Annotated in this window: 16 protein-coding genes; 9 read left to right on the forward strand and 7 right to left on the reverse strand. The window is 71.5% G+C overall.

The genetic code is table 11. The features are described from left to right. Positions 1 to 3: 3 nt before the first annotated feature. The 4 genes from ACLQ2S_RS17400 to ACLQ2S_RS17415 form a co-directional block, all read right to left on the reverse strand. Positions 4 to 2136, reverse strand: a complete 2133-nt coding sequence (locus ACLQ2S_RS17400; RefSeq protein WP_425702047.1) for an AAA family ATPase — start codon at positions 2134 to 2136, stop codon at positions 4 to 6. Next, positions 2133 to 2831 carry a DUF4255 domain-containing protein gene (locus ACLQ2S_RS17405; RefSeq protein ID WP_425702048.1) on the reverse strand — a complete coding sequence of 233 codons (699 nt, stop codon included), beginning with the start codon at positions 2829 to 2831 and terminating at the stop codon, positions 2133 to 2135. Before ACLQ2S_RS17405 ends, ACLQ2S_RS17400 begins: the two co-directional genes overlap by 4 nt. A gap of 19 nt (positions 2832 to 2850) precedes the next feature. After that, the gene (locus ACLQ2S_RS17410) at positions 2851 to 5874 is read right to left on the reverse strand and encodes a hypothetical protein (protein ID WP_425702049.1); all 3024 of its coding nucleotides are present in this window, start codon (positions 5872 to 5874) and stop codon (positions 2851 to 2853) included. 152 nt (positions 5875 to 6026) lie between these two features. Further along, positions 6027 to 6635: a helix-turn-helix transcriptional regulator gene (locus ACLQ2S_RS17415; RefSeq protein ID WP_375335349.1), complete on the reverse strand. Its 609-nt coding sequence runs from the start codon at positions 6633 to 6635 to the stop codon at positions 6027 to 6029. Between the two features lie 218 nt (positions 6636 to 6853). Between ACLQ2S_RS17415 and ACLQ2S_RS17420 the strand changes: the two genes are divergently transcribed. Further along, entirely contained in the window at positions 6854 to 8137 is a 1284-nt protein-coding gene (locus ACLQ2S_RS17420; RefSeq protein ID WP_425702050.1) for a hypothetical protein, read from the forward strand. A 116-nt stretch (positions 8138 to 8253) separates the two neighbouring features. Next, complete coding sequence (locus ACLQ2S_RS17425; RefSeq protein ID WP_425702051.1) at positions 8254 to 8916, forward strand: hypothetical protein; 663 nt, start codon at positions 8254 to 8256, stop codon at positions 8914 to 8916. 26 nt (positions 8917 to 8942) lie between these two features. Here the strand turns inward: ACLQ2S_RS17425 and ACLQ2S_RS17430 are convergent, their stop codons facing one another. From ACLQ2S_RS17430 to ACLQ2S_RS17440, 3 genes are all read right to left on the reverse strand, one after another. Continuing rightward, the gene (locus ACLQ2S_RS17430; RefSeq protein ID WP_425702052.1) at positions 8943 to 9347 is read right to left on the reverse strand and encodes a VOC family protein; all 405 of its coding nucleotides are present in this window, start codon (positions 9345 to 9347) and stop codon (positions 8943 to 8945) included. Positions 9348 to 9458: 111 nt separating this feature from the next. Further along, a complete protein-coding gene (locus ACLQ2S_RS17435; protein WP_425702053.1) occupies positions 9459 to 10892 on the reverse strand; it encodes a class I adenylate-forming enzyme family protein in 1434 nt (477 codons plus the stop codon). Continuing rightward, positions 10882 to 12426, reverse strand: coding sequence for an NAD(P)-binding domain-containing protein (locus tag ACLQ2S_RS17440; protein ID WP_425702054.1), 1545 nt, complete (start codon positions 12424 to 12426; stop codon positions 10882 to 10884). The genes ACLQ2S_RS17435 and ACLQ2S_RS17440 overlap by 11 nt, the downstream gene beginning before the upstream one ends. Positions 12427 to 12489: 63 nt before the next feature. On the opposite strand from ACLQ2S_RS17440, the gene ACLQ2S_RS17445 reads away from it, so the two are divergent. Genes ACLQ2S_RS17445 through ACLQ2S_RS17475 form a run of 7 tightly spaced genes read left to right on the forward strand, consistent with a single transcriptional unit; the run spans position 12490 to position 21220 of the window. Then, positions 12490 to 13998: an aromatic amino acid ammonia-lyase gene (locus ACLQ2S_RS17445; RefSeq protein WP_425702055.1), complete on the forward strand. Its 1509-nt coding sequence runs from the start codon at positions 12490 to 12492 to the stop codon at positions 13996 to 13998. Beyond that, positions 13995 to 15557, forward strand: a complete 1563-nt coding sequence (locus ACLQ2S_RS17450) for an NAD(P)-binding domain-containing protein (protein WP_425702056.1) — start codon at positions 13995 to 13997, stop codon at positions 15555 to 15557. Before ACLQ2S_RS17445 ends, ACLQ2S_RS17450 begins: the two co-directional genes overlap by 4 nt. A gap of 1 nt (position 15558) precedes the next feature. Continuing rightward, entirely contained in the window at positions 15559 to 16614 is a 1056-nt protein-coding gene (locus ACLQ2S_RS17455; RefSeq protein ID WP_425702057.1) for an alpha-hydroxy acid oxidase, read from the forward strand. After that, positions 16611 to 17951: a cytochrome P450 gene (locus tag ACLQ2S_RS17460; RefSeq protein ID WP_425702058.1), complete on the forward strand. Its 1341-nt coding sequence runs from the start codon at positions 16611 to 16613 to the stop codon at positions 17949 to 17951. The genes ACLQ2S_RS17455 and ACLQ2S_RS17460 overlap by 4 nt, the downstream gene beginning before the upstream one ends. After that, the gene (locus tag ACLQ2S_RS17465; RefSeq protein WP_425702059.1) at positions 17948 to 19216 is read left to right on the forward strand and encodes a cation:proton antiporter; all 1269 of its coding nucleotides are present in this window, start codon (positions 17948 to 17950) and stop codon (positions 19214 to 19216) included. Before ACLQ2S_RS17460 ends, ACLQ2S_RS17465 begins: the two co-directional genes overlap by 4 nt. Positions 19217 to 19268: 52 nt before the next feature. Continuing rightward, positions 19269 to 19940, forward strand: coding sequence for a response regulator transcription factor (locus ACLQ2S_RS17470; protein WP_425702060.1), 672 nt, complete (start codon positions 19269 to 19271; stop codon positions 19938 to 19940). Continuing rightward, positions 19940 to 21220, forward strand: coding sequence for a sensor histidine kinase (locus ACLQ2S_RS17475; RefSeq protein ID WP_425702061.1), 1281 nt, complete (start codon positions 19940 to 19942; stop codon positions 21218 to 21220). The genes ACLQ2S_RS17470 and ACLQ2S_RS17475 overlap by 1 nt, the downstream gene beginning before the upstream one ends. The last annotated feature ends 109 nt before the right edge of the window (positions 21221 to 21329 follow it).

Consider the following 21329-nt stretch of genomic DNA (forward strand, 5'->3'; position numbering starts at 1 on the left):
CCGTCAGTGGACCCGGGCGGGCTCCCCGCGCGGTTGGTGCGTGCCGAACTCGCTTTCCAGCAGCAGTCGGCCGAGCTTGCGGTACTCCCGTTGCACCGCGCCGATCAGGTCGGCCATGCCCACCGGCCGGTCGGCCTGCGCGGCCAGGTACGCGGCGGTCACCACGCAGGCCCGGATGCTGCCGCCGGCCAGCTCGAAGTTACGGGCGCAGAAGTCCAGGTCGAGGTCGTCGGCGCGGGGCAACTCGGTGCCGAGGCAGCGGTCCCACAACGCCCGCCGCTGCGCGACGTCCGGCATCGCGAAGTCGACGATCAGGTCGAGTCGCCGGGTGAACGCCTCGTCCAGGTTGGCTCGCAGGTTCGTGGTCAGCACCGCGACGCCGTCGAAGGACTCCATCCGCTGCAGCAGGTAGGCGCTCTCCAGGTTGGCGTACCGGTCGTGGGCGTCCTTCACCTCCGACCGCTTACCGAAGATCGCGTCGGCCTCGTCGAAGAGCAGCAGGCCGTTGACCCCGGCCGCCTCGGTGAAGATCCGCTCCAGGTTCTTCTCGGTCTGGCCGACGTACTTGTCCACCACCGTGGAGAGGTCCACCACGTACAGGTCCAGGCCGAGGTCGGCGGCGACCACCTCCGCCGACATCGTCTTGCCGGTGCCCGAGTCACCGGCGAACAACGCCAACACCCCCCGACCCCGGCCACCGCCGGGGCGCATCCGCCACCGGCCCAGCACCCGGTCCCGGTACCGGACCCGCAGGGCCAGTTCCCGGAGCTGGTCGCGGACCGGATCGGGAAGCACCAGGTCGGACCAGCCCACCCCGGGCTCGATCCGCCGGGCCAGCCGAGCCAGGCCACCGGCGTTCTGTCCGCGTACCCCGGCCCGCAGGTGACCGGCGTCGACGCGCTCCGCGCCGACGAAGACCGCCAGCTGCTCGGCGGCCTGCGCGGCCCGCCGCACCTGGTCCGGGCCGAGCAGGTACGGCGCCAACTCGCGCGCCGGGTCCAGCCCGTCGAGCCAACCGGGCGGCCGGGCCCCGGGCCGCATCCCGCTGGCCGTGCGCCACAGCCGGGCCCGGTCCTGCTCGTCCAGCGGGTCGGCGGTGACCAGCAGTGGTGCCTGTCGGCTCCAGTGCGGATCCCACTCGACGGTGCCGGTGAGCAGGACCGGCACCGGCTGGTCGGCGACCCGGCGCAGCAGCCGGGCGTGCTCCGGCCGGGTGACCGGGTCGAGCGCCTGGACCGGACCGGCGAGCAGACCCGCACCACGCAGCCGGGCCTCGCGTACCGCCACGGCGAGCAGGTCGGTGGGGGCCGGGTCGCCGGCCAACGCCTCCAGGTCGAGCCGGAGCACCGACCGGCCGGCCCGGACCAGCGCCGCGGTGGCCAGGTCGTCGGCGTCGGCGCCGGGATGCTCCCGCAGGTAGCTCAGACGTACCCCGGCACGGAGCGCCGTACCGAGCCGGTCCGTCAGATCGTCCTGCCGGGACGCGAGGTCACCGCCGTCGGCGTCGACCGGCCAGGCCACCCCGGCCAGTCGGGCGTCGGCGACATCGTCGCCGAGCAGGTACGCGGCCACCCGGTCCGGCACCCGCAACGACCGGGACAGGTACGGCAGGTCCGGCTGCTCCACCAGCAGCAGACCACCGCCGACCAGGGGCGCGGTGCCGGTGAACCGGGCCCGTCCGGCGATCGCCGACGCGGGGATCCCGCACAACTCCAGAGCCAGTCCGATGGTCGCCCGACGCCGACTGACATCGTCGTTGAGGTAGCCGTAGAGCCGCTCGTACCGGGCCTCGACGTCGGGCAGCAGCGCGACGAGCAGGAACTCCACGTCCATCGGGGTGAGCCGGAACTCGTGCGCCAGCCGGCGCAGCCGCAGCTCGGCCCCGTCCGAGACGGCCTGGTCCGCCAACGCCTCCAGCGCCTGGGTCTGGGCTGCCACGTCCGGTTCACCCGGCGTGGTAGTGCGAGCCGGTACGGTCGCCAGCCGTTCGGCGTCGGCGGGCGACACGTACAGCCCTCGAAAGGGGTCGTCGGGGTCGGGGTCGTCGCGGCGACGTTCGGCGACCAGCCGGTGTATCCGTGCCGCGACCAGCCCCAGCCGGCCCAGCAGGTGGGCGATCCCCGGCGGGCTGGTCATCGGTCCCCCTCCGGCCGGGCCGACCGTCGCCGACGCTCCGCCCCGGGGCGTGACGTCGACCCGGCCCGGTCGGCGTCGTCGTGGCGGCGGGTCACGGTGGTGCCGGCACGACGGCCCGCTGACGCCACGGAGGCGTCGGTGACCCGGACCGCCCGTTCCAGCACCGGCGGCGCGGCTGGCGTCCGTCGGGTCGACACGGGCGCGACCACCACCAGGTCCAGCGAGGGTTTCAGTTCGCCACCGAGCGCGGTCCACACGTCGGCCAGGGCACGTCCCTCGCCGGGTGGCGCGGCCACGACCATCGGCACCGCCAGGCGCAGCGCGGCGAGCGAACCGGTCAGCCGGTCGGCTGGCAGCTCGTCGTGCCGGACCAGCCCGGCGAGCAGCGCGGCGAGCAGCCGGTGCTCGTCAGTGGGGCGTTTGGTCCACGCGGTGACCAGATAGGACAGCGCGAAGAAGTGCGGCGCGTCGTGCCAGGCGACCGTGCGTCCGGTCGCGTCGCGTTCGGCGACCCGGCCCTGGAAGTGCCGGGACCGATCCTCGCGGATGTCGTAGAGGAACAGGTTCACCGTCGGCGCGTTACGTCGTGCCGCCCAGTCCCGGGTGGGTGCCTCGAAGGACACGTCCACTCCGGTGCCGGCCAGCGCCTCCTCGGTGACCAACCCCCGCAGGCCCTCGTCAACCTCGTGTATCACGTGTGAGCCCCCATCGTCGTCACCACCGGCGGTGCAGCAGTCCGGGTGGTTGCTGGGCCGGCAGCACCACCAGGAACGGGGTGCTCACCGGGCTGAACCCGGTGCCGGTGGCCACCGCCGCCCGGTTGCCCAACCGGTCCTTCGGCAGCACCAGCAGCTGGGCGGTGAAGGTGCCGTCAGCCGCCGGGCGTACCGGCGCGGCGTCGGCGGTGATGCCGACGTCCCAGGTGAGCCGCACCGGCCGGTCGGGTGGGAAGTCCACCCCCCGGATCGCGGTGACGAAGCCGGGCGGCCCGATCTCCGGCGTCGCCACGATCCGGGGGGCGAGTACCCGCAGTGGCGTGCTCGCGGTGTCGTTGTCCGCATCGGCGTTGCCGCCGGTGGTCTCGATGGTGCCCACCACGGTCGTGTTCAGCGCTGCGGTAGGCGTGAGGGAACCGGTGACGGTGGCAGCGGCACCCGGTGCCAGGTCCGGCACCGGACAGCCGTCGGCCGGGCAGGTGGCGAGCACCCCGCCGACCGGTACGCCTCCGGGAAGGCCGGGCCGCAGCCGCAGGCCGGTCGCGGTCGTCGCGCCCGCGTTGCGGACCGTGTAGGTCACCGTGACGGTGCCGCCGACGTACGCCGGGCGGGGGCCGACCGTGACGCTCAGCGCCGGGTCGGCCGGGCTGTCCGGCGGTGCGGCGACGACGCGTACCGTGGTGGTCGCGCGGTTGTCCGACGGATCGGTGTCCAGCGGGCTGGCCTCCACCGACCAGTCCAGCTCGAAGCTGCCGGGCGCGGTGCCCACCAGCTCGACCGCGATCTCGACGGTACGCCCCACCTCAAGCCGCCCCAACGCACAGCGCAGGGTGTCGAGGGAGCAGTCGCCGACCGGTGTGTCGATGCCGGTCACCGACAGTCCTTCCGGGACGCGGAGGATGCCCTGCACGTCGTCGGCGGGGGCCGGCCCCTGGTCGGTGACGGCGAGCCGCAGCGAGGTCCGGCCGCCCACCGTGGTTTCCGGCGCGGGCACGGACACGGCGGCGGCGACGTCGAAGCGGCGTTGCCAGGTCGGCTCCTTCTGCCGTCCCGGCAGGTGGGCGGTGAGCGGCCGAACCGTGTCGTCGGCGAGGTGGTAGATCCACAGCGCCTCGGGGGAGTTGTTGTCCTCCGCCCGGCGGGCCGAGAAGACCAGCCGCCCGCCCTCCGGCGACCAGGCCACGTCCCTCGGCTGGTGTGGGCCGTCGTCACGGTCCGGCACCGGTCCGGCGCAGGACCCTCCACCGGCCGGTAGCAGCAGCCGACAGTTACCGCCGTCCAGGTCGACCAGGAGCAGACCGTCGGCCTCCCGGTTGACCACGAGCCGGGTGCCGTCCGGTGAGAACGCGGCGCTGTCGTCGACGACGGCGCATCCGCCGCCGCAGATCGTCTCGGTCAGGTCGATCTGGTCCAGCCCGTCGCCGGCGTCGGCGGTCCAGATGTGTGTCATCGCGTCGCCCTGGTAGGTGCCCCGGGTGAAGGCGAGCCGGGTGCCGTCGGGCGACCAAGCCGGTTGGGTGTCGTCGAGCGCGGCCAAGGCGTCCGGCACCGGCAGTTCCAGCTGGAGCCGTCCGGTGTCGGCGTCGACCACCTCGATCCGGGACGGCGAGCGCGGTGCATCCGGCCCGTCGCCCGGCGAGCTGCGGACCAGGGCGAGCCGGGTGCCGTCGGGTGACCAGGCCGGATCGGTCTCCCGGTCGCCGCGACCCCGCCCGGCGATCGGCAGCAGGCGCGGCCGACCACCGTCGGCGTCGGCGATCCAAATCCGTTCGGTCCGGACACCGTCGACCGTCTCGAACCGGCTGACCGCGATCCGTTGCCCGTCGGGGGAGTACGCCTGCCGTTCGAACCACGGATCACCGTCGACCGGCTCCCAGAGCAGCCGTGAGTCGATAATCGCCCCCGGGTCCTCCCGCAACACCGGTAGGCGCAGGTCACGGGGGTCCACCCCGTCCGGCCGGATGTCCTGCACCGTGGCGGTGGTCCGGTCGGGTGCGCTGGTCCGGGCGACGAGCAGGGTTTCGGCGTCGGCGTCCGCAGCGGCCAACCAGGTGGGGTGGCTGACGTCGCGGTCCTCGGCGAGCCGTTGCACCATCACGCACTCGCACACGTTGTCGCGGACCACCACGGAGTAGACCCGGTCGACGTCTCCGGTCGTGTCGCCGCCGGGCAGGGTACGACTGACGAACGCCACGGTCGTCCCGTCGGCGGTCCAGGCCGCCTGCCGGGCCTGCCAGCCGGGCGGCAGCATCCGGGCCCGGCCGGTGCCGTCCGGGGCGATCAGCCACACCTCGGGTTCCGGACCGTCCGGGGCGATCGTGTAGGCGATCCGCTGGTGTTCCGGGTTCGGATCCCAGGCGGGCTCACCGGCCCCGCCAGGCTCGTCGGTGATCCGGGTGACCGTACCGCCGGTGACGGGCAGTCGATAGACCTGCGGGACGGTGTCGTCGCCACGCCGACCGGCGAAGGCCAGCATGGTGCCGTCCGGCGACCAGGTCGGCCAGGTGTGGTGACCGGTGCCGTCGGTGACCCGCCGGGTGTTCCCGTCGCCGTCGACGACGAAGATGTCGTGCCCGCCGTCGTCACGACCGGCGGCCGAGCTGTAGGCGATCCGGACGCCGTCGGGGGAGAGCACCGGCCGGGACTCGTCCGTCGAGTTGCGGGTGACCCGCAGCACCGGCCCGGTGCCGCGCCGCAGGTACACCTCGGTGGTGCGCTCGTCGCGTCGGCTCACCCAGGTCACGGCCGACCCACGGGCCGACACCTCATCGTCGAAATGATCGGGTCCGCCGTCGAACCACGGCGCCGCGGTCGCGGCCGACCCCTCGCCCCGGATGACGCCGATGCTGCGGTGCCCGGTGCCGGCGTACGCGATCCGCTGGCTCACGTCCGGGTTGACTGCCGCTGCGGGCGCCGCCGCCCGGTCCGGCGCGGGCGCGGCCCGGATCGGGCCGACCCACCCGGCGGTCGGCGTGGGTACGGCGAGGAGCAGCACGGCCAGTACGGCGGGCAATCCGATCATGCGTCGCAAGTGGACCTCGACAGGCGTGCGATGGGCGAGCTTCGGAAGTCATCCTGCGGCGGATGTCGGCCGGTCTCGACGGACCGGAGGGCACCAGCGGGGGCAGCGCTGCTGGCCCGTCAGGGCAACCCCGCGTGGGGGGTGGTCCGCTCTCAGATCAGCCCGTTGCGGAGGGCGTACGCCACGGCGTGTGCCCGGTTGCGCAGCTGAAGGCGGCTGGTGATGCCGTGCAGGATGTTCTTCACCGTGCGCTCTGAATAGGACAGCTTGCTGGCGATCTCCCGGGTGTCGAAGCCGTCGGCGACCAGGCGAAGCACGTCGGCCTCCCGGGCGGACAACCCGAGCAGGGACAGGCCGCGCGGTTCGAGTACCTGCCGTTGCAGCCGACCCATCTGGGCCATCAGTCGACCCAGCAGGTCGGCGGGGAGCGCGCCCTCGCCCCGGGCGACGGCCAGCACGATGTGGCTGAGCCGTTCCGCGCTCGCCTGGTCACGGCGGACCACACCCACCACGCCGTGTTCCACCGCCAGCGACAGCCCGGCGTCGTCGATCCTGGTCGGCACCAGCACCAGTTTGACCGTTCCGGCGCGGTGCAGCCGACGCAGGAGCTCGGTCGTCGCCTCGTCGAGCGTGTCGACGACCACCAACGCGACGGTGCTCGGCGGCTCCCGGTCCGGGTCGACCACCCACAGGTCCGGTCGGGCGCGAAGTTGGCTCTCCACCCCCACCCGGGAGATCGGGTCGTCCGCGTGAACGCTCACCGTGACACGATGCATTTCAGCCTCCCCACAGGTCGGCGCCCGGTGTCCGGCCTCCGGTACGGAGCTGCCGCACCGGCGGCACTCGGGGCGCTACGGCAGAGGGTGCCCCAGGGCACTTCGCGCGCACCTAACGTGGACCTAACGGGCAAGAACTCTGCCCGTGCCGGTTCCCCGACGGACCGTTTACCGGGGAGCCGCCGCGCCTATCGTCGGCGGACATGAGCATCTCGTTGGGTCTGGTGGACACGGCGCCGGTGGTCGTGCCCGGAGAGAGCGTCGACATTCCCGTGACGGTCCGCAACGCGGGCGACGTCGTCGAGGCGTACGCCTTCGAGATCATCGGCATACCCGCCACGTGGGCGACGTTCGACCCGCCGCAGGTCTCCCTCTATCCGGGTGCCAGCCAGACCGTCACGCTGACCGTCCGGCCACCCCGATCCAGCGAGGTCCGGGCCGGGGAACTGCCGTACGGCGTGCGGGTGGTCCCGTCCGAGACGCCGGAGGCCGCCACGGTCGAGGAGGGCGTGCTGACCATCGCGCCCTTCCACGAGGTCACCGCCGAACTGCGTCCGCTGGTGCGTCGGGCGTGGCTCGGTGCGCGCTACCGCCTCACCGGGGTCAACGGCGGCAACGTCCCAGAGACCCTGACCATCAGCGCCGCCGACGAGAACGAACAGTTGCGCTGCTCGCCCCGGCCGGGCACGGTGACCCTGGCCGCCGGAGAGTCGTACCCGGCCGTACTCGGTGTCCGGGCGCGGCGGCTGCTCTGGCAGGGCACCCCTCGTCACCTGCCGTTCCGGGCTCTGCTGACCGATTCTGCGGGCGGGGCCGTCACCCTGGACGGGACGCTGGTGCAGCAGCCGGTGTTCTCCGCCCGGCTGCTCAGGTTGTTGGCGTTGCTGTTGGCGTTGCTGCTGCTCCTGCTCGCCGCCTGGTTCGGGCTGCTGCGGCCGGCGGTGCAGTCGGCGGCCCGGGAGGCGGCCGACGAGCGGGCCGAGCAGGTGGCGACGGAGGCGAGGGAGGTCGCGAGTGTGGCCGCCGGTGAGGCGGCCCGGGACGCCGTCGAACAGGAACGCGCCGCAGCCCCACCACCCCCGTCGCCGTCACCGACGGCCACCGGCGGCAGCACGGGCAGCGGCCGGGGCGGGCAGTTCGCCACCGCGCTGTCGGTGCGGGCGAACCCCGGGAGTACGGCGTCGAGCAGCTACACCGTGCCCCGTAACCGGGTGCTCCTGATCACCGACTTCCTGGTCGACAACCCGCAGGGCGACACCGGAGTCCTGACCGTCACCGCCGACGACGTGCGGGTGGTCACCTACGCGCTGGAGAACTTCCGCAACCAGGACTACCACTCGGTCACCCCGATCCGGGTGCCGGCGGGCGCCCGGGTGACTCTGACTGTCTCCTGCCGGCAACCGGGTAACCCGGTCGGCGCGTCCGCGCCGCGCACCTGTCAGGAAGGGCTCTACGTCAACGGCACCCTGACCCGTACCACCAGCTGACCACCTCGGCGCGGGGCCGCCCACCGCGTGGCCTGGCGTGGTGGGCCCACGTCCGTCCGAGGTCACCGTCCGTGGTCGGCTTGCCGTCACCGGAGACCGATGGTCATGATGCCGCGGTGGGTTCGGACTGGTCGTGGGAGCTGCGGGTACCGGTGACGGAGTCGGTTGTGCCCGAGCTGTACGCCCTGGCGACCGAGCGTGGTCTGAGTCTGCGCCGCCCCGACGGGCTGATCAACCTGCTCACCAAGCCGGACTGCGACGCACGCACGGTCGAGGATCTGCACACCGCACTCGACGCCATAGCGACAGGTTGCGCGGCCGGCCAGCTCTGGTCGAACGACGACGTCGACATGTTCGTGGACTGGCAGGCGGGGAAGCTCGTCTGGGCGTTGGACGCGGCGTACGGTCACCGCCGCCCGTCACCGGAAGCCGACGAGTTCCGGCGGTTGCACGCCCGCCTGACCGACATGTGGCTCGACGCCGCCGTACGACTGCACGCCGACTTCGGTCGGATCCTGGACGAGTGGTCGACCGAGCAGATCTGGCATCTCGACGTCCACGACGCCAGTCATCCCGTCGGAGGTTGGCCGGCCGAACTCGGCTGGTGGACCTACCTCGGCCCCGATCGCCGGCTACCACCGGCTCCGCTGCCCGACATCGCCGAGCGGACACGCCACCTTCCCAACGGCGCTCTCCTCGTCGAACTCCTGGACGACCCGGCCGCCGTCGACCCGCTTCACTACCAGGACATCCACACCCGCTGGTTGCGGGCGCCCTGAGCACCGCGTGGCCCGGGAGTTGCCGACTACGTCGCGTTGGACCAGGCACGGCTGGACAGCACCAGCCGGTATCCGTCGGGGTCCTCGACGGTCACACCCCATCGATCCCAGTACGTGCCCTGGGCGACCCGACGGCCACCGGCTGCTTCGAGCCGGGCGATCGTGGACTCCTCGACCGGCGCGGACAGGTACAGCACGAGCAGGTCCTCGGATGTCGGCGTCGGGGCAACCTTCAGGTTGGGTCCGCCGAGAAGTTCGAGATGCCAGGTGGCCTGGGGCCAACCGAGCATGACCAGGTCGTGCTCGTCGGGAGACTCGGCAGCCGCGCGGTACAGCACGTGCAGCCCGAGCCCTTCGACGTAGAACCGTTCCGCAGCCGCCAGGTCGCCGCTGGGGCGAGCGATGCGGATTGCCGCCGTGGGGTCGATCATCCGGGTGACTCCGTTCTCTCGATCGACCCCCACTATCGAAGCTCAACGTGACTTCAGGTCAACGACACGAGCGCCTGAGCCGCCGGTACGAGCGCACCCGGGTGACCGGGATCACCTGATCGTCGTGCGGGCCAGGGCACGCTTGTCCGGTTTACCGCTCGGAGCCACCGGCACCCGGTCGATCAACTCGATCGTCTTAGGGGCGGACGGTGCCCCCAGGGTCTGCGCCACCAGGGCGCGCAGCCGGTCGACATCCGGTACGCGACCGGTGGCCGGTACCAGAAAGGCGTGCACCGCCTCGCCGGTGACGTCGTCGGGCAGGCCGATGACGTACGCCTCGGCGACCGTGGGGTCGGTGGCGAGGACCCGCTCGATCGGGCCCGCGTACACCAGGTTGGCGTGCACGATGATGACGTCCCGGGTCCGGCCGAGCAGGTGCAGGTAGCCGTCGCCGTCCAGCCGGGCCAGGTCGCGGGTGCGGACCCAGCCGTCGACGAACACCTCGGCGGTCTCGGCCGGATCCGTCCAGTAGGCGTGGGCCTGCGCGGGTGTCCGGACGAAGAGTTCCCCCTCGGCGGCGGGACGGCCGTCGGCGTCGCGGATGGACAGTTCGGTGACCGGCGGCGGTCGGCCGACCGAGGCGAGCACCGCCGGTGACGCCAGCATCTCGGCCGGTGTCGCCATTGTGATCATGCCGGTCTCGGTCTGCCCGTAGCCGTGGAAGACCACCGGGCCGAGCACGTCGAGCGCCTCGGCGAGCCGACCCGGCGCGAGCGGGGAGCCGGAGACCAGCAGCGCCCGCAGGCTGCTCAGATCGGTCGGAGAGGTGCGCTGGGACTGGACGAGTTGGTGCAGCTTGCCGACGGTGATCACACTCGCGGTCGCCCGGTGCCGGCTGATCATCTCCGGGAATCCCGGGGACCGTTCCGCGACCAGGGTGCCGCCGGCGGTCAGGGCGAGCACCGCGTACTCCAGCATGACCTGGCTGCTCAACGAGCCGAAGACGAGATAGCGCTGCAACCGGGTGGCGAGGTCGGCGACCGCCGGGGGCCAGCGGTCCGGGTAGGGCGCCCAGGCCGCGCTCATCGCCGCGTACGTCTGTGCGCAGCCCTTCGGGTTGCCGGTGCTGCCGCTGGTCCAGGTGATCCGGGCGACATCGCTCGGGCGGCCGGCGGCGACCAGGGTGCTCTCCTCGTCGGACGTCGCCACCAACTCGGCGACGCGGACGTCGTCGACGAGCAGTGCGGTGCCGTCGAGTTGGTGGGCGAGTTGCGCCGGGGGCAGGTCGGGTCGGATTCCGGAGACCCGGGCGCCGACCGCGAAGGCCGCGATGATCGCGGCGAACGCCTCGGCATTGACACCGAGCCGCAGGGCGACCCCGACGCCCGGCCCGGCTCCGGCGGTGCGCAGCCCGGCGGCGATCCGGCGGACCAGCCGGGACATCTGCGCCGCGGTGACCGTCCGGTCGCCGTCGCAGAAGACCGGCCGGTCACCTCCGGTGGCGAGCAGGTCCAACACGGGCTGTGGCCAGATCTCAGCCCGCATCGGAGAGGACACCCTTGATGAAGAGCACGAGTGGCTGGTGGTGTACGCCGGGAAGGTTCCAGTGGTTCTCGAGGTTCTCCGCGAGGTGGTGCTCCGCGATGACCCGGCCTCCACGGTGGACCCGTACGACCGGGTGCAGGTAGCTGGCGTCGTGTGCGTGCTCGGCGTCGTTCTCGGCGATCCGGGGGACCGTGATGTCGAAGGGGTCGACCTGGTCGTGGTCCGGCCCGTACTCCAGGGTGGCCACGAACGCGAACGGCTCGGGGCCCAGGCCGCCGTCGTGCAGGTAAGCGACCGGCACCTCCTCCTGGTAGAGCGCGGTGTCGCCGGAGATGGTGACGACGTCACCGAGGACCGCGAACTGCTGCCACAACGCCGACGTCCGGTTGAGCCGGGCGAGGAACGCGTCGGCGATCGCCTCCGGAGTGTTGTCCAGTGGTGTGGACGGCCACGGCGAGTCGTGGTGGCGGGCGTTGAGAATCCGGTGCAGGGCACGTACGCCGTACCGGAAACCGTGGATGAATCCGCTGGTCGAGCGCTTGAAGTCGCGCTGCTGGGTGAGGGTGCCGGCGAAGTACAGGCCGGGGACGTCGACCGACTCGTACGCCGACGTCTGCTCCGGGAAACGGTCGTTGATCACCAGGCGCGGCGCGGCCGACGGGTCGAAGATGCTCGCGTCGAACCGGAACCCGGTGCAGAGGATGACCCGGTCGTAGTCGATCTGCCGGATCGACTCGACGGTGCGGGCGTACCGGAAGTCGATCCGGTAGCCGCCGTCGTCGCGCCGGACGATCCGTTCGACGGTGCCGTCGAGCACCGCGTTCTGCGACTTGAGCTGGTAGGTGTCCAGGAAGTTGTTGTTCACCGCGCGGAGGTGCCCGACATAGTGGGACTGCCAGGCCATCTTGATCGAGTGTGGACCGGCGACATGGATGACGGCGGCCGTCTCGATCAGTGCGTCGGCGGTCTCGAAGGCCGAGTTGCCCTTGCCGATGATGAGCACCCGCTGGTTGGTGAAGTCGTCCGGGTCGACGCTGACCGTGTCGTACCGCTCGGCGAGTTCGGCGCCCTCGATCGGTGGGACGTACAGCTGGGAGACCCCGGTGGCGACCACGACCCGGCGGGCGGTCAGGGTGTCGTCGCCGGTGGCGACGGTGAACAGGTCCCCGTCACGTGCGACGCGGGTGACCCGGGTGTCGTACCGCACCCGCAGGCCACGGGCGAAGTCGGCGAGGTATCGCACCAGGTCGGCGGCGTCGGGGAAGTAGCGCCGACTGTAGTTCTTGAACAGCAGCGCCGGGTCGTCGGTGAGCAGTGAGTTCCAGTCCGCCCGCAGGTTGAACTCCGGGTCCTCGGAACCGGTCCAGATCTTGTTGATCGAGATGAGTTGCCGGTGCCGGGGATAGGTGGTGAAGAAGGTGCCCGGTGTGGGGCCCGCCTCCAGCACCAGATACTCACGATCGTCGCGCTCCAGCAGGGCGGCGAGCTGGAGTCCGGCCGGCCCAGCTCCGATGATCAGGTAATCGAGCGTCATGTGGCGCAACGTAACGCCCCGATTTCAGAGCGTTCTGAGATTCCGTCTCTAGGGTGCGTTCGCATGACGAGAGAGGTAGATCTCGCGGTACCGCTGCGGATCGCCGACCTGACCGCTGCTCGTGACCCGGTCAAGGTCGTGGTCGGGGCGGAGGTCCGGGAACGGGTCGCGACCACCCGCGCGTTCCTGTCCGACGTGCTCGGCGACGACCGCACGGTGTACGGCGCCACCACCGGCTTCGGCGCCCTGGTGGGGTACCAGGGCCGGGCCGATCTGCGCGACCAGGCCGACAACACGCTCGCTCACCTCGGTGCGGGGCAGGGCCCGGAGCTCGCACCGGAGGTCGTCCGCGCGACCATGCTGATCCGGGCCTGGTCGCTGGCCCGGGGGGTCTCGGGGGTGTCCCCGCACGTCATCGACGCGCTCACGGCGATGCTGGCGACCACGTTCGTCCCCGTGATACCCCGGTTGGGCTCGGTGGGGGCCAGCGGCGACCTGATCCCGCTCGGCGCGGCGGCCCAGGCACTACGTGGTCGCGGGTGCGCCTACCTCGACGGGGTACGGCTGCCTGCGGCCGAGGCGTTGGAGAAGGCGGGTCTCGAACCGCTGCCACTGGACGGTCGGGATGCCCTGGCACTGGTCAACGGCACCTCGCTGACCACCGCGGCGACGGCGCTCGCGGTGGACTCGGTGCGCGCCTCGCACCGGGCGGTCCAGGTGCTCACCTGCCTGCTCGCCGATCTGCTCGGCAGCGATCCGCAGTTCCTCGACGCCCGGCTGCTGCGGGCGTTCGGCCATCCGGGCGCCATCGACGTGGGCGCGTACATGCGCCGGGTCAGCGCCGGGCTCGTGCCGTCCGGCAAGCGTCCACTTCAGGAGCCGTACAGCATCCGCTGTGCGCCGCAACTGCTCGGCGCGGCCGAGGACGCCCTACGCTACGTCGACTCCGTCGTCCGGGCCGACCTGGACGCCGTCAGCGACAATCCGCTGTTCTTTCCCGACGAGGACCTCGTCGTGCACGGCGGCAACTTCTTCGGCCAGCCGGCCGCGTTCGCCGCCGACGTGCTGTCGATGGTCGTGGCGCAGGTCGGCAACCTCGCCGAACGTCAACTCGACCTGTTGGTGGACCCGAACCGCAACGGCGGCCTGCCACCGATGCTGGCCGCCGGGCCGGGGCAGCAGCACGGCCTACAGGGCGTGCAGTTGGCGTCGACCGCGCTGGTCACCGAGATCCGCCGCGACGCGGTTCCGGCGAGCATGCAGAGCCTGCCGACCAACCTGCACAACCAGGATGTCATCCCGCTGGGCACCCAGGCCGCGCTGCGGGCGTTGGACCAGGCCCGGCTGCTGCACCTGGTCGTCGGGTCGCTCGCGCTGGGGTTGCGTCAGGCGGCGTACGTCGGTGCGCGTCCGCCGACCGCACCAGGCTGCGCCGAGGCACTGGCCGCGCTGGCCGAGGCCGTACCACCGGTCGACCCGGACCGGCCGTTGGACGGTGACGTTCGGCGTGCCGCCGATGTCATCGCGAATGTCGACCTTCCTCCGATCTCATCCGTGGAGTGGCAGCTGTGACGCTTGACTATCTGATCATCGGTGCCGGGCCGGCCGGACTCCAACTCGGCGCCCTGTTGGAAGCCGACGGCAAACGCGACTACCTGGTGCTGGAGGGTGCGGACATCCCGGGCGCGTTCTTCGCCCGCTTTCCCCGCCACCGGCAACTGATCTCCATCAACAAGCCGCACACCGGCTCGGACGATCCGGAGCTGAACCTACGACTGGACTGGAACTCGCTGCTCAGCGACGATCCGACACTGCGGTTCACCGGGTACACGGAGCGGTACTTCCCGGACGCCGACGTGATGGTCCGCTACCTGGCGGACTTCGCCGCGAAGACGGGGGTCAAGGTCCGGTACAACTCCCGGGTGACGTCGGTCAGCAAGGTCGACGGGATCTTCGAGGTCCAGGCCGGGCAGACCTTCCGGGCGCGGCGGCTGGTCGTCGCCACCGGCGTGTCCCGGCCGTACGTCCCGCAGATCCCGGGCATGGAGCTGGCGGAGCAGTACGCGGACATGTCCGTCGATCCGCGCGACTATCTCGACCAGAAGGTGCTGATCATCGGCAAGGGGAACTCCGCGTTCGAGACCGCGGAGAACCTGATGGAGACCACCACGCTGATCCACCTCGCCGGTCCGAGTTCGATCCGGATGGCCTGGCGGACCCATTACGTCGGGCATCTGCGCGCGGTCAACAACAACTTCCTGGACACCTACCAGCTGAAGTCGGCCAACGCGATCCTGGACGGCCACATCAGACGGATCGAGCGCGACGGCACCGGTTTCAAGGTCACGTTCGCGTTCTCCCGGGCCGACGAGGTGGTCAAGGAACTCTGGTACGACCGGGTGCTCGCCTGCACCGGATTCGCCTTCGACGCGTCGATCTTCGACGACAGTTGCCGTCCGGCGCTCGCCATCAAGGACCGCTTCCCGGCCCAGACCCCGCAGTGGGAGTCGGTGAACGTGGCCGGTCTGTACTTCGCCGGCACGCTCTCCCAGGAACGCGACTTCAAGCGCTCGACCAGTGGCTTCATCCACGGCTTCCGGTACGGCGTACGGGCCCTGCACAAGATCCTGGAGCGCCGGTACGACGACACGCCGTGGCCGTCGGAGAAGCTGGACGCCACGGCGGAGTCGATCGCCGACGCGATCATCGCCCGGGTCAACCGCACCTCCGCCCTGTGGCAGCAGTTCGGCGTCCTCGGCGACGTGGTCACCGTGGCCGGGTCGGACGCCCGCTACCACGACGAGGTGCCGATCGACTACTTCACCCACATCGGCCTGCGCAGCGACGACCACGACTACCGGCACGCCTTCGCGGTGACCCTGGAGTACGGCCCCGAGCACGACCAGGTGGATCCGTTCGACGTCACGGTCAGCCGGGTGGCGCAGAACGTCGTCGGTCAGGCCCACGACGCGGCCTACCTGCACCCGGTGGTCCGCTACCACCGGGCGGGGCGGGTCGTCGCCACCCACCACCTGGCGGAGAACCTGGAGAACCAGTGGGACCGGCCCGACGTCCACGTCGCGCCGCTGATCGCGTTCGTCGGCGACTGCCTGAGCGGTGTCGAGGGCTGAGATGCTCGCTCTGGACGGCACGGAGCTGAACCTCGCCGAGGTGGCCGACGGTGCGCGGCGTCGCCTGGACCCGGTGTACTGGGACTTCTTCGCGGGCGGGGCCGGGGACGAGCGGACGCTGCGCGCCAACGAGGAGGCGTTCACCAGACGGTGGCTCGTGCCCCGGGTCCTGCGTGGGGCGCGCGAGCGCGACCTGCGGATCTCGCTACTCGGCAGTCGCCTCGCGATGCCGGTGCTGATCGCGCCGACCGCCTTCCACCGGCTGGCGCATCCCGGGGGAGAGGCGGCCACCGCCCGCGCCGCCGCCGAGGCGGGCACGGTGATGGTGGTCAGCATGGCGGCGACCCAGCCGATCGAGGAGATCGCCGCCGCCGGCGGGCCGCTCTGGTTCCAACTGTATCCGCAGTCGGATCTCGCGTTCACCACGGCGCTGGTCCGGCGGGTCGAGGCCGCGGGCTGCCGCGCCCTGGTCGTCACGGTCGACTCGCCCGTGTTCGGCCGACGGGAACGCGACCTGCGACACGGCTTCGTCGATCTGCCGTCCGGACTGGTCTGCGAGAACATGCGTGACCCGAGTGGCCGGGTCCGCGACATCGAGATGGACGCCGGGCTGGACTGGGCACGCATCGACTGGCTGCGTGCGCTGACCACGCTGCCGATCCTGCTCAAGGGCGTACTGCACCCCGCCGATGCCCGACTGGCGGTGGCGCACGGCGTCGACGGGGTGGTGGTCTCCAACCACGGGGGACGCCAGCTCGACGGTGCGGTCGCCACCCTGGACGCGTTGCCCGGGATCGTGGCGGCCGTCGAGGGCCGACTGCCGGTGCTGCTCGACGGTGGCGTCCGGCGGGGCACGGACGTGTTGGTGGCGTTGGCGCTCGGCGCGAGCGCGGTGCTGGTCGGGCGTCCGGTGCTGTGGGGGCTGGCGGTGGGTGGTGTCGCCGGGGTGCGGCACGTGCTCGACCTGCTGCGTGCCGACCTGGACCGGGCGTTGGCGCTGGCCGGTGCCGCCGGGCCGGGTGACCTGAGCCGTGACCTCGTGGGGGGATGCGGATGAGCGCCGTGGGCGTGCTGATCGTCCTGGCGGTGTGCGGCGTGGTCTGGACCGTCCCGTCCTGGCTGCCGTCGGCCGTCGTCCGGCTGCGGGAGCGGGTCTTCGCCCGGGTCAACGGCGAGGAGGGCATCCCGGTGCCGGGCCCCACCGTCGGCATGGAGCACTTCGAGCGGGTGTACGCGGATCCGGCGGCCGACGGGCGTAGCCGGGGGGCCGGGTTGTCGGACCTGTTCTGGTACTGGCTGGCCCCTGGGCCGCACATGCACCAGGAGCATCTGGAGCCGGGTGAGCGCTACCGGACGGTGGCCGCCACGACCAGGCGGGTGCTGGCGGTCCGACGCGAGCGCGCCGACGCGCTCGCGACCGCTGCCACCCGGCGGGTGTTGGACGAGTTGCCCGCCGATCGGATCAGCCATGTCCGGCTGCGTGACCTGATGATGCCGGTGTGGGCTGAGGTCTACCACGAGTTGGTCTTCGGTGAGGTGGCGTCACCCACCGCCCGTACGTTGATCGTGGCCAACGCGGACGACGTGGTCACCGCGCTGAAGTGCGTCGGGTTGCGGCACATGGATCGACGTGACCGGTTGACCGAATACCTGCTCGGGCGGATCGAGGCGGGAACCTGCCCGGTGACGCTGCCGCCACCGTTCACCGCGCAGGAAACGGCCTGGTACCTGCAAGGTGCCTTCTTCAACACGGCGGTCGTGCAGATGTCCGAGGCGATGGCGCACGTGCTGCTGGCCCTCGCCACACATCCCGACGCACAGCGGGAGCTCGACGACGACGCCGCGCTGGACCGGGCCATCGACGAGACGCTCCGGTTGTATCCACTCTTCGGCGTCGCGCACCGGATCACCTCGGCGCCGATCACGCTGCCCACGGGGGTGTCCCTGCCGACCGGGTCGGTGCTGCTGTTCAACTATCCGGCGTTCCACCGAGGGGGAGTCGCTGGTGACCGCCGGTTCGACCCGGACCGGTGGCGCACGCTCTCCCGTGGTGACGTGCACTTCATCCCGTACGGGGTGCCCGCGAACCGGGCCTGTCCGGCCCGTGGCGTCGCGCCGGTGATGATGCGCGCGGCGACCCGTGAGGTGCTGCGCCGATTCGTCCTGGCCTCCTCCGTCTCACACACCCGGTCACTGCCCAGCCGGGGCCCGGCCTATCTGACCCCCGCCGGGTGTGCCGGCCCGGGACGGCTACGACTGGCCGCGATGCGGCTGCGGGACCGGTGGGCCGACGTGGGTCGCAGTGTCCGGCAACTGGTGCTCGGCACCTGGATGGTGCTCGATGCCCGGCGGCAGCGGTTGTGTTCCAGCTACTTCGAGAAGGCGGTCCGATGACTCCCACGGAGTTGGCACCACGGTTCTTCATCGCGGTCACGGTGATCCTGATCTTCTGCAAGGGGGTCGCCTGGCTGCTCGGCAAGGTCGGCCAGCCGGCAGTGGTCAGCGAGATGCTCGCCGGTGTCCTGCTCGGGCCGTCGCTGCTCGGGCTGCTCCTGCCGGACGTGCAGAACGCCCTGTTCCCCGCCCCGCTGCTGCCGGTGCTCTACATCGTGGGTCAGGTCGGACTGGTGCTGTTCATGTTCCATGCCGGGTACGCGTTCAGCTCCCATCGGGTCACCGGGCTCGCCGGCACCGCCGGAGTGATCTCACTGGCCGGGGTGACCGCGCCGCTGCTGCTGGGGGTGCTGCTGGTCCTGGTGACCGCCGGTGCGGTGCCGATCAGGGCCGACGGGACGTCGCTCGGGGTCTCCGCCGCGTTCGTCGGTGTCGCGCTGGCCATCACCGCGTTTCCGATGTTGGCCCGGATCATCACCGAGCACGGGCACGCCGGCACCCGGCACGGCACCCTCTCCCTGGCCAGCGGCGCGATCGACGACATGGCCGCCTGGATCCTGCTGGCCGCCGTCCTGGCCTTCGCCTCCGGCCAGGCCGGTCCGGCGATCGTCACCGTCGGCGGGACGGTTCTCTTCGGACTGGTGCTCTGGTTCGGCGGGCGTGGGATCACCACCGCGTTGATGACCCGTCGTGGCCTCACCGACCGCACCCGGCTGCTCGGCACGGTCGCCCTGCTCTTCCTGGTCGCCTGGTACACCGACGAGATCGGGTTGTACGCGGTCTTCGGCGCGTTCGCGATGGGCGTGGTGATGCCTCGTACCGACAACACCGACAAGGTGGTGGACACCCTGACTCCGGTCGCCGCGACCCTTTTCCTGCCGTTGTTCTTCACCTACTCGGGGTTGCGGACGGAGTTCGGACTGCTCGGTTCCATGCCGGTGCTGCTCTTCGCGCTGGCCTGCGTGACGGCGGCGATCGTCGGCAAGTTCGGTGCCTGCTGGGTGGCGGCCCGGCTGCGTGGGGAGCCGTCGGGTGTCGCGCTGCGGGTGGGCGCGTTGATGAACGCTCGCGGGTTGATGCAGCTGATCGCCCTGAACGTCGGGCTGGAGGCGGGCATCGTGAACTCGTCCCTGTTCACCGTGTTGGTGCTGGTCGCGCTGGTCACCACGCTGATGACGACGCCGACGTTGAGTTGGATCGAGCGCCGGGAGGCTCGACGGCCCGACGCCGCACGCCCGCCCGCGCTGGTGGTTTCAAATAGTTGAAGAGGCAAATATCACTGATTACATCGACCTCTATCTATGAGATTGTTGGCGCATGCGGGGCGGAGGATCGAACCGGCTGCTGCTGGTCGAGGATGACGCAGATCTGTCCGAGTTACTCACCGAGACGCTGGCTCACGAAGGTTACCTCGTCGACCGCGCCTCCGACGGCCAACGTGGACTGCATCTCGGACTGACCCGTACCTACGACGTGATGGTCATCGACCGCATGCTGCCGGCACTCGACGGCCTCGACCTGGTCACCCGGCTACGCGCCCGGTCGATACCGGCCCGGACCCTGATGCTCACCGCCCGTGGCGCGGTCGACGACCGGATCGCCGGACTGGACGCGGGCGCCGACGACTACCTGGTCAAACCCTTCGACATCGACGAACTGAGCGCCCGGGTCCGGGCGTTGTGTCGGCGTACGTCCCAGTCGACCGACGTGCTGCGCATCGGCAACGGGCTACTCGACCTGACGGCGCGCGACGCGGTGCTGGCCGACGGCACCCGGGTGGCGCTGTCCGCCCGCGAGTTCGAGCTGCTGCGGGTGCTGGCGGCCCGACCGAACGCCGTACACCCACGGGGCGTGCTGCGCCGCAAGGTATTCGAGGAGGCCAGCGCCGCGTCGATAGTGGACACCTACGTCTACTACCTCCGGCGCAAACTCGGCCGTGGGGTGGTACGCACCGTGCACGGGCTCGGCTACCGCCTCGGAACGCTCTGATGGAGGCGGCCGAACGGGCGATCGTACGACGGACCCGACTGCGGATCGGCCTGTTCGTCGGCCTGACCATCGGTGCCCTGCTGCTGCTGGCCGGCGGCATCTCGTACGCGGTCCTGGTCCGTAGCCAGGAGGCGCAGATCCAGCGTGAGCTGAGCTGGGGCACCGAGCACGGCACGATCGCCGGACCGCCCGCCTGTAGTTGGATCTTCCAGTACGACGGCACCACCGTGCAGACCGGCACCAACCCGCCGCCACCGGGCTTCCCGTTGACCCGGGCGCTGACCACCGTGGCAGCCACCCGGAGCACCGAGATCACCAAGGTCACGCGCAACGGCACGACCTACCACGTACGTACCGAGGCACGCGGCGACACGGTGATCCAGGCGGTGTTCGACGCCCGTTTCCAGTTGTCCGACCGACGGCACCTCCTGCTCGCGTTCAGCCTCGCGGCGGCGGTCGGGCTGCTCGCCGCCATGCTGACCGGTGTGCTCGTCAGCCGTCGAGCCGTCGCACCACTCGCGGAGGCGCTGACCCGGCAGCGCCGCTTCGTCGCCGACGCCAGCCACGAACTGCGCACCCCGATCGCCCAGGTGCACACCCGGGCCCAGTTGATCGCTCGGCGGGCGCGCGACGACGGCGCCGCCACGAACCTGGACGACCTGGAACGGCTGATCGGCACCACCCGGCGGCTCGGTGAGGTCGTCGACGACCTGTTGCTCTCGGCCCGACTCGCCGCCGCTCCCGCCGACCGCAAGTCGGAGCCGCCGGTCGACCTCACCTCGCTGATCGCGACGGTGGTCGCCGCCGAGACCGAACGCGCCGCCGAGCGCCGAATCACCCTCACCATGGACATTCCCGATGATCCGTTTCCGGTGCCGGGGGTCGAGTCGGCGCTGTGCCGGGTGGCCAGCGAACTGCTGTCCAACGCGCTGGCCCACACCCCGGCGGGAGGCCGCATCGACGTGACACTCCGGCAGGCCGGTGACTGGGCCGAACTCGTGATCGCCGACACCGGGAGAGGTTTCGACCCGGCGGACGCTAAGCGGATCTTCGACCGCTTCCACCGTGGCGCGGGCTCCGGAGACCGTCGCTTCGGGCTGGGACTGGCCCTGCTCCAGGAGGTCGTCACGAGCCATCACGGCACGATCGAGGCCGAGGGCCATCCGGGTCGGGGGGCCCGCTTCACGGTGCGCCTTCCCATCACGCGCTCGCCGATCACCAGGGGTAGGACCGTGTGGATCGGCCGACGCCGGGCACGGTGGCGCAGAGCCGACAGGTGAGCGCCGGAACCGGCGGTCACGGCCGCCGATGGGGTCGAGCCTCGGATCGGGCGCACTGTCGGCCACGCCTGCGGACGGCTTCACCCGCGCGGCGCGGGGGGTTCGGATA

This window comes from Micromonospora sp. DT48 (assembly GCF_049844495.1).
Lineage (GTDB): Bacteria > Actinomycetota > Actinomycetes > Mycobacteriales > Micromonosporaceae > Micromonospora.

Bases quoted from the DNA above. Each gene is read 5' to 3' on its own strand.
- ACLQ2S_RS17400 (WP_425702047.1), bottom strand. From the start codon at position 2,136: ATGACCAGCCCGCCGGGGATCGCCCACCTGCTGGGCCGGCTGGGGCTG.
- ACLQ2S_RS17410 (WP_425702049.1), bottom strand. From the start codon at position 5,874: ATGATCGGATTGCCCGCCGTACTGGCCGTGCTGCTCCTCGCCGTACCC.
- ACLQ2S_RS17420 (WP_425702050.1), top strand. From the start codon at position 6,854: ATGAGCATCTCGTTGGGTCTGGTGGACACGGCGCCGGTGGTCGTGCCC.
- ACLQ2S_RS17430 (WP_425702052.1), bottom strand. From the start codon at position 9,347: ATGATCGACCCCACGGCGGCAATCCGCATCGCTCGCCCCAGCGGCGAC.
- ACLQ2S_RS17435 (WP_425702053.1), bottom strand. From the start codon at position 10,892: ATGCGGGCTGAGATCTGGCCACAGCCCGTGTTGGACCTGCTCGCCACC.
- ACLQ2S_RS17440 (WP_425702054.1), bottom strand. From the start codon at position 12,426: ATGACGCTCGATTACCTGATCATCGGAGCTGGGCCGGCCGGACTCCAG.
- ACLQ2S_RS17445 (WP_425702055.1), top strand. From the start codon at position 12,490: ATGACGAGAGAGGTAGATCTCGCGGTACCGCTGCGGATCGCCGACCTG.
- ACLQ2S_RS17455 (WP_425702057.1), top strand. From the start codon at position 15,559: ATGCTCGCTCTGGACGGCACGGAGCTGAACCTCGCCGAGGTGGCCGAC.
- ACLQ2S_RS17460 (WP_425702058.1), top strand. From the start codon at position 16,611: ATGAGCGCCGTGGGCGTGCTGATCGTCCTGGCGGTGTGCGGCGTGGTC.
- ACLQ2S_RS17465 (WP_425702059.1), top strand. From the start codon at position 17,948: ATGACTCCCACGGAGTTGGCACCACGGTTCTTCATCGCGGTCACGGTG.
- ACLQ2S_RS17470 (WP_425702060.1), top strand. From the start codon at position 19,269: ATGCGGGGCGGAGGATCGAACCGGCTGCTGCTGGTCGAGGATGACGCA.
- ACLQ2S_RS17475 (WP_425702061.1), top strand. From the start codon at position 19,940: ATGGAGGCGGCCGAACGGGCGATCGTACGACGGACCCGACTGCGGATC.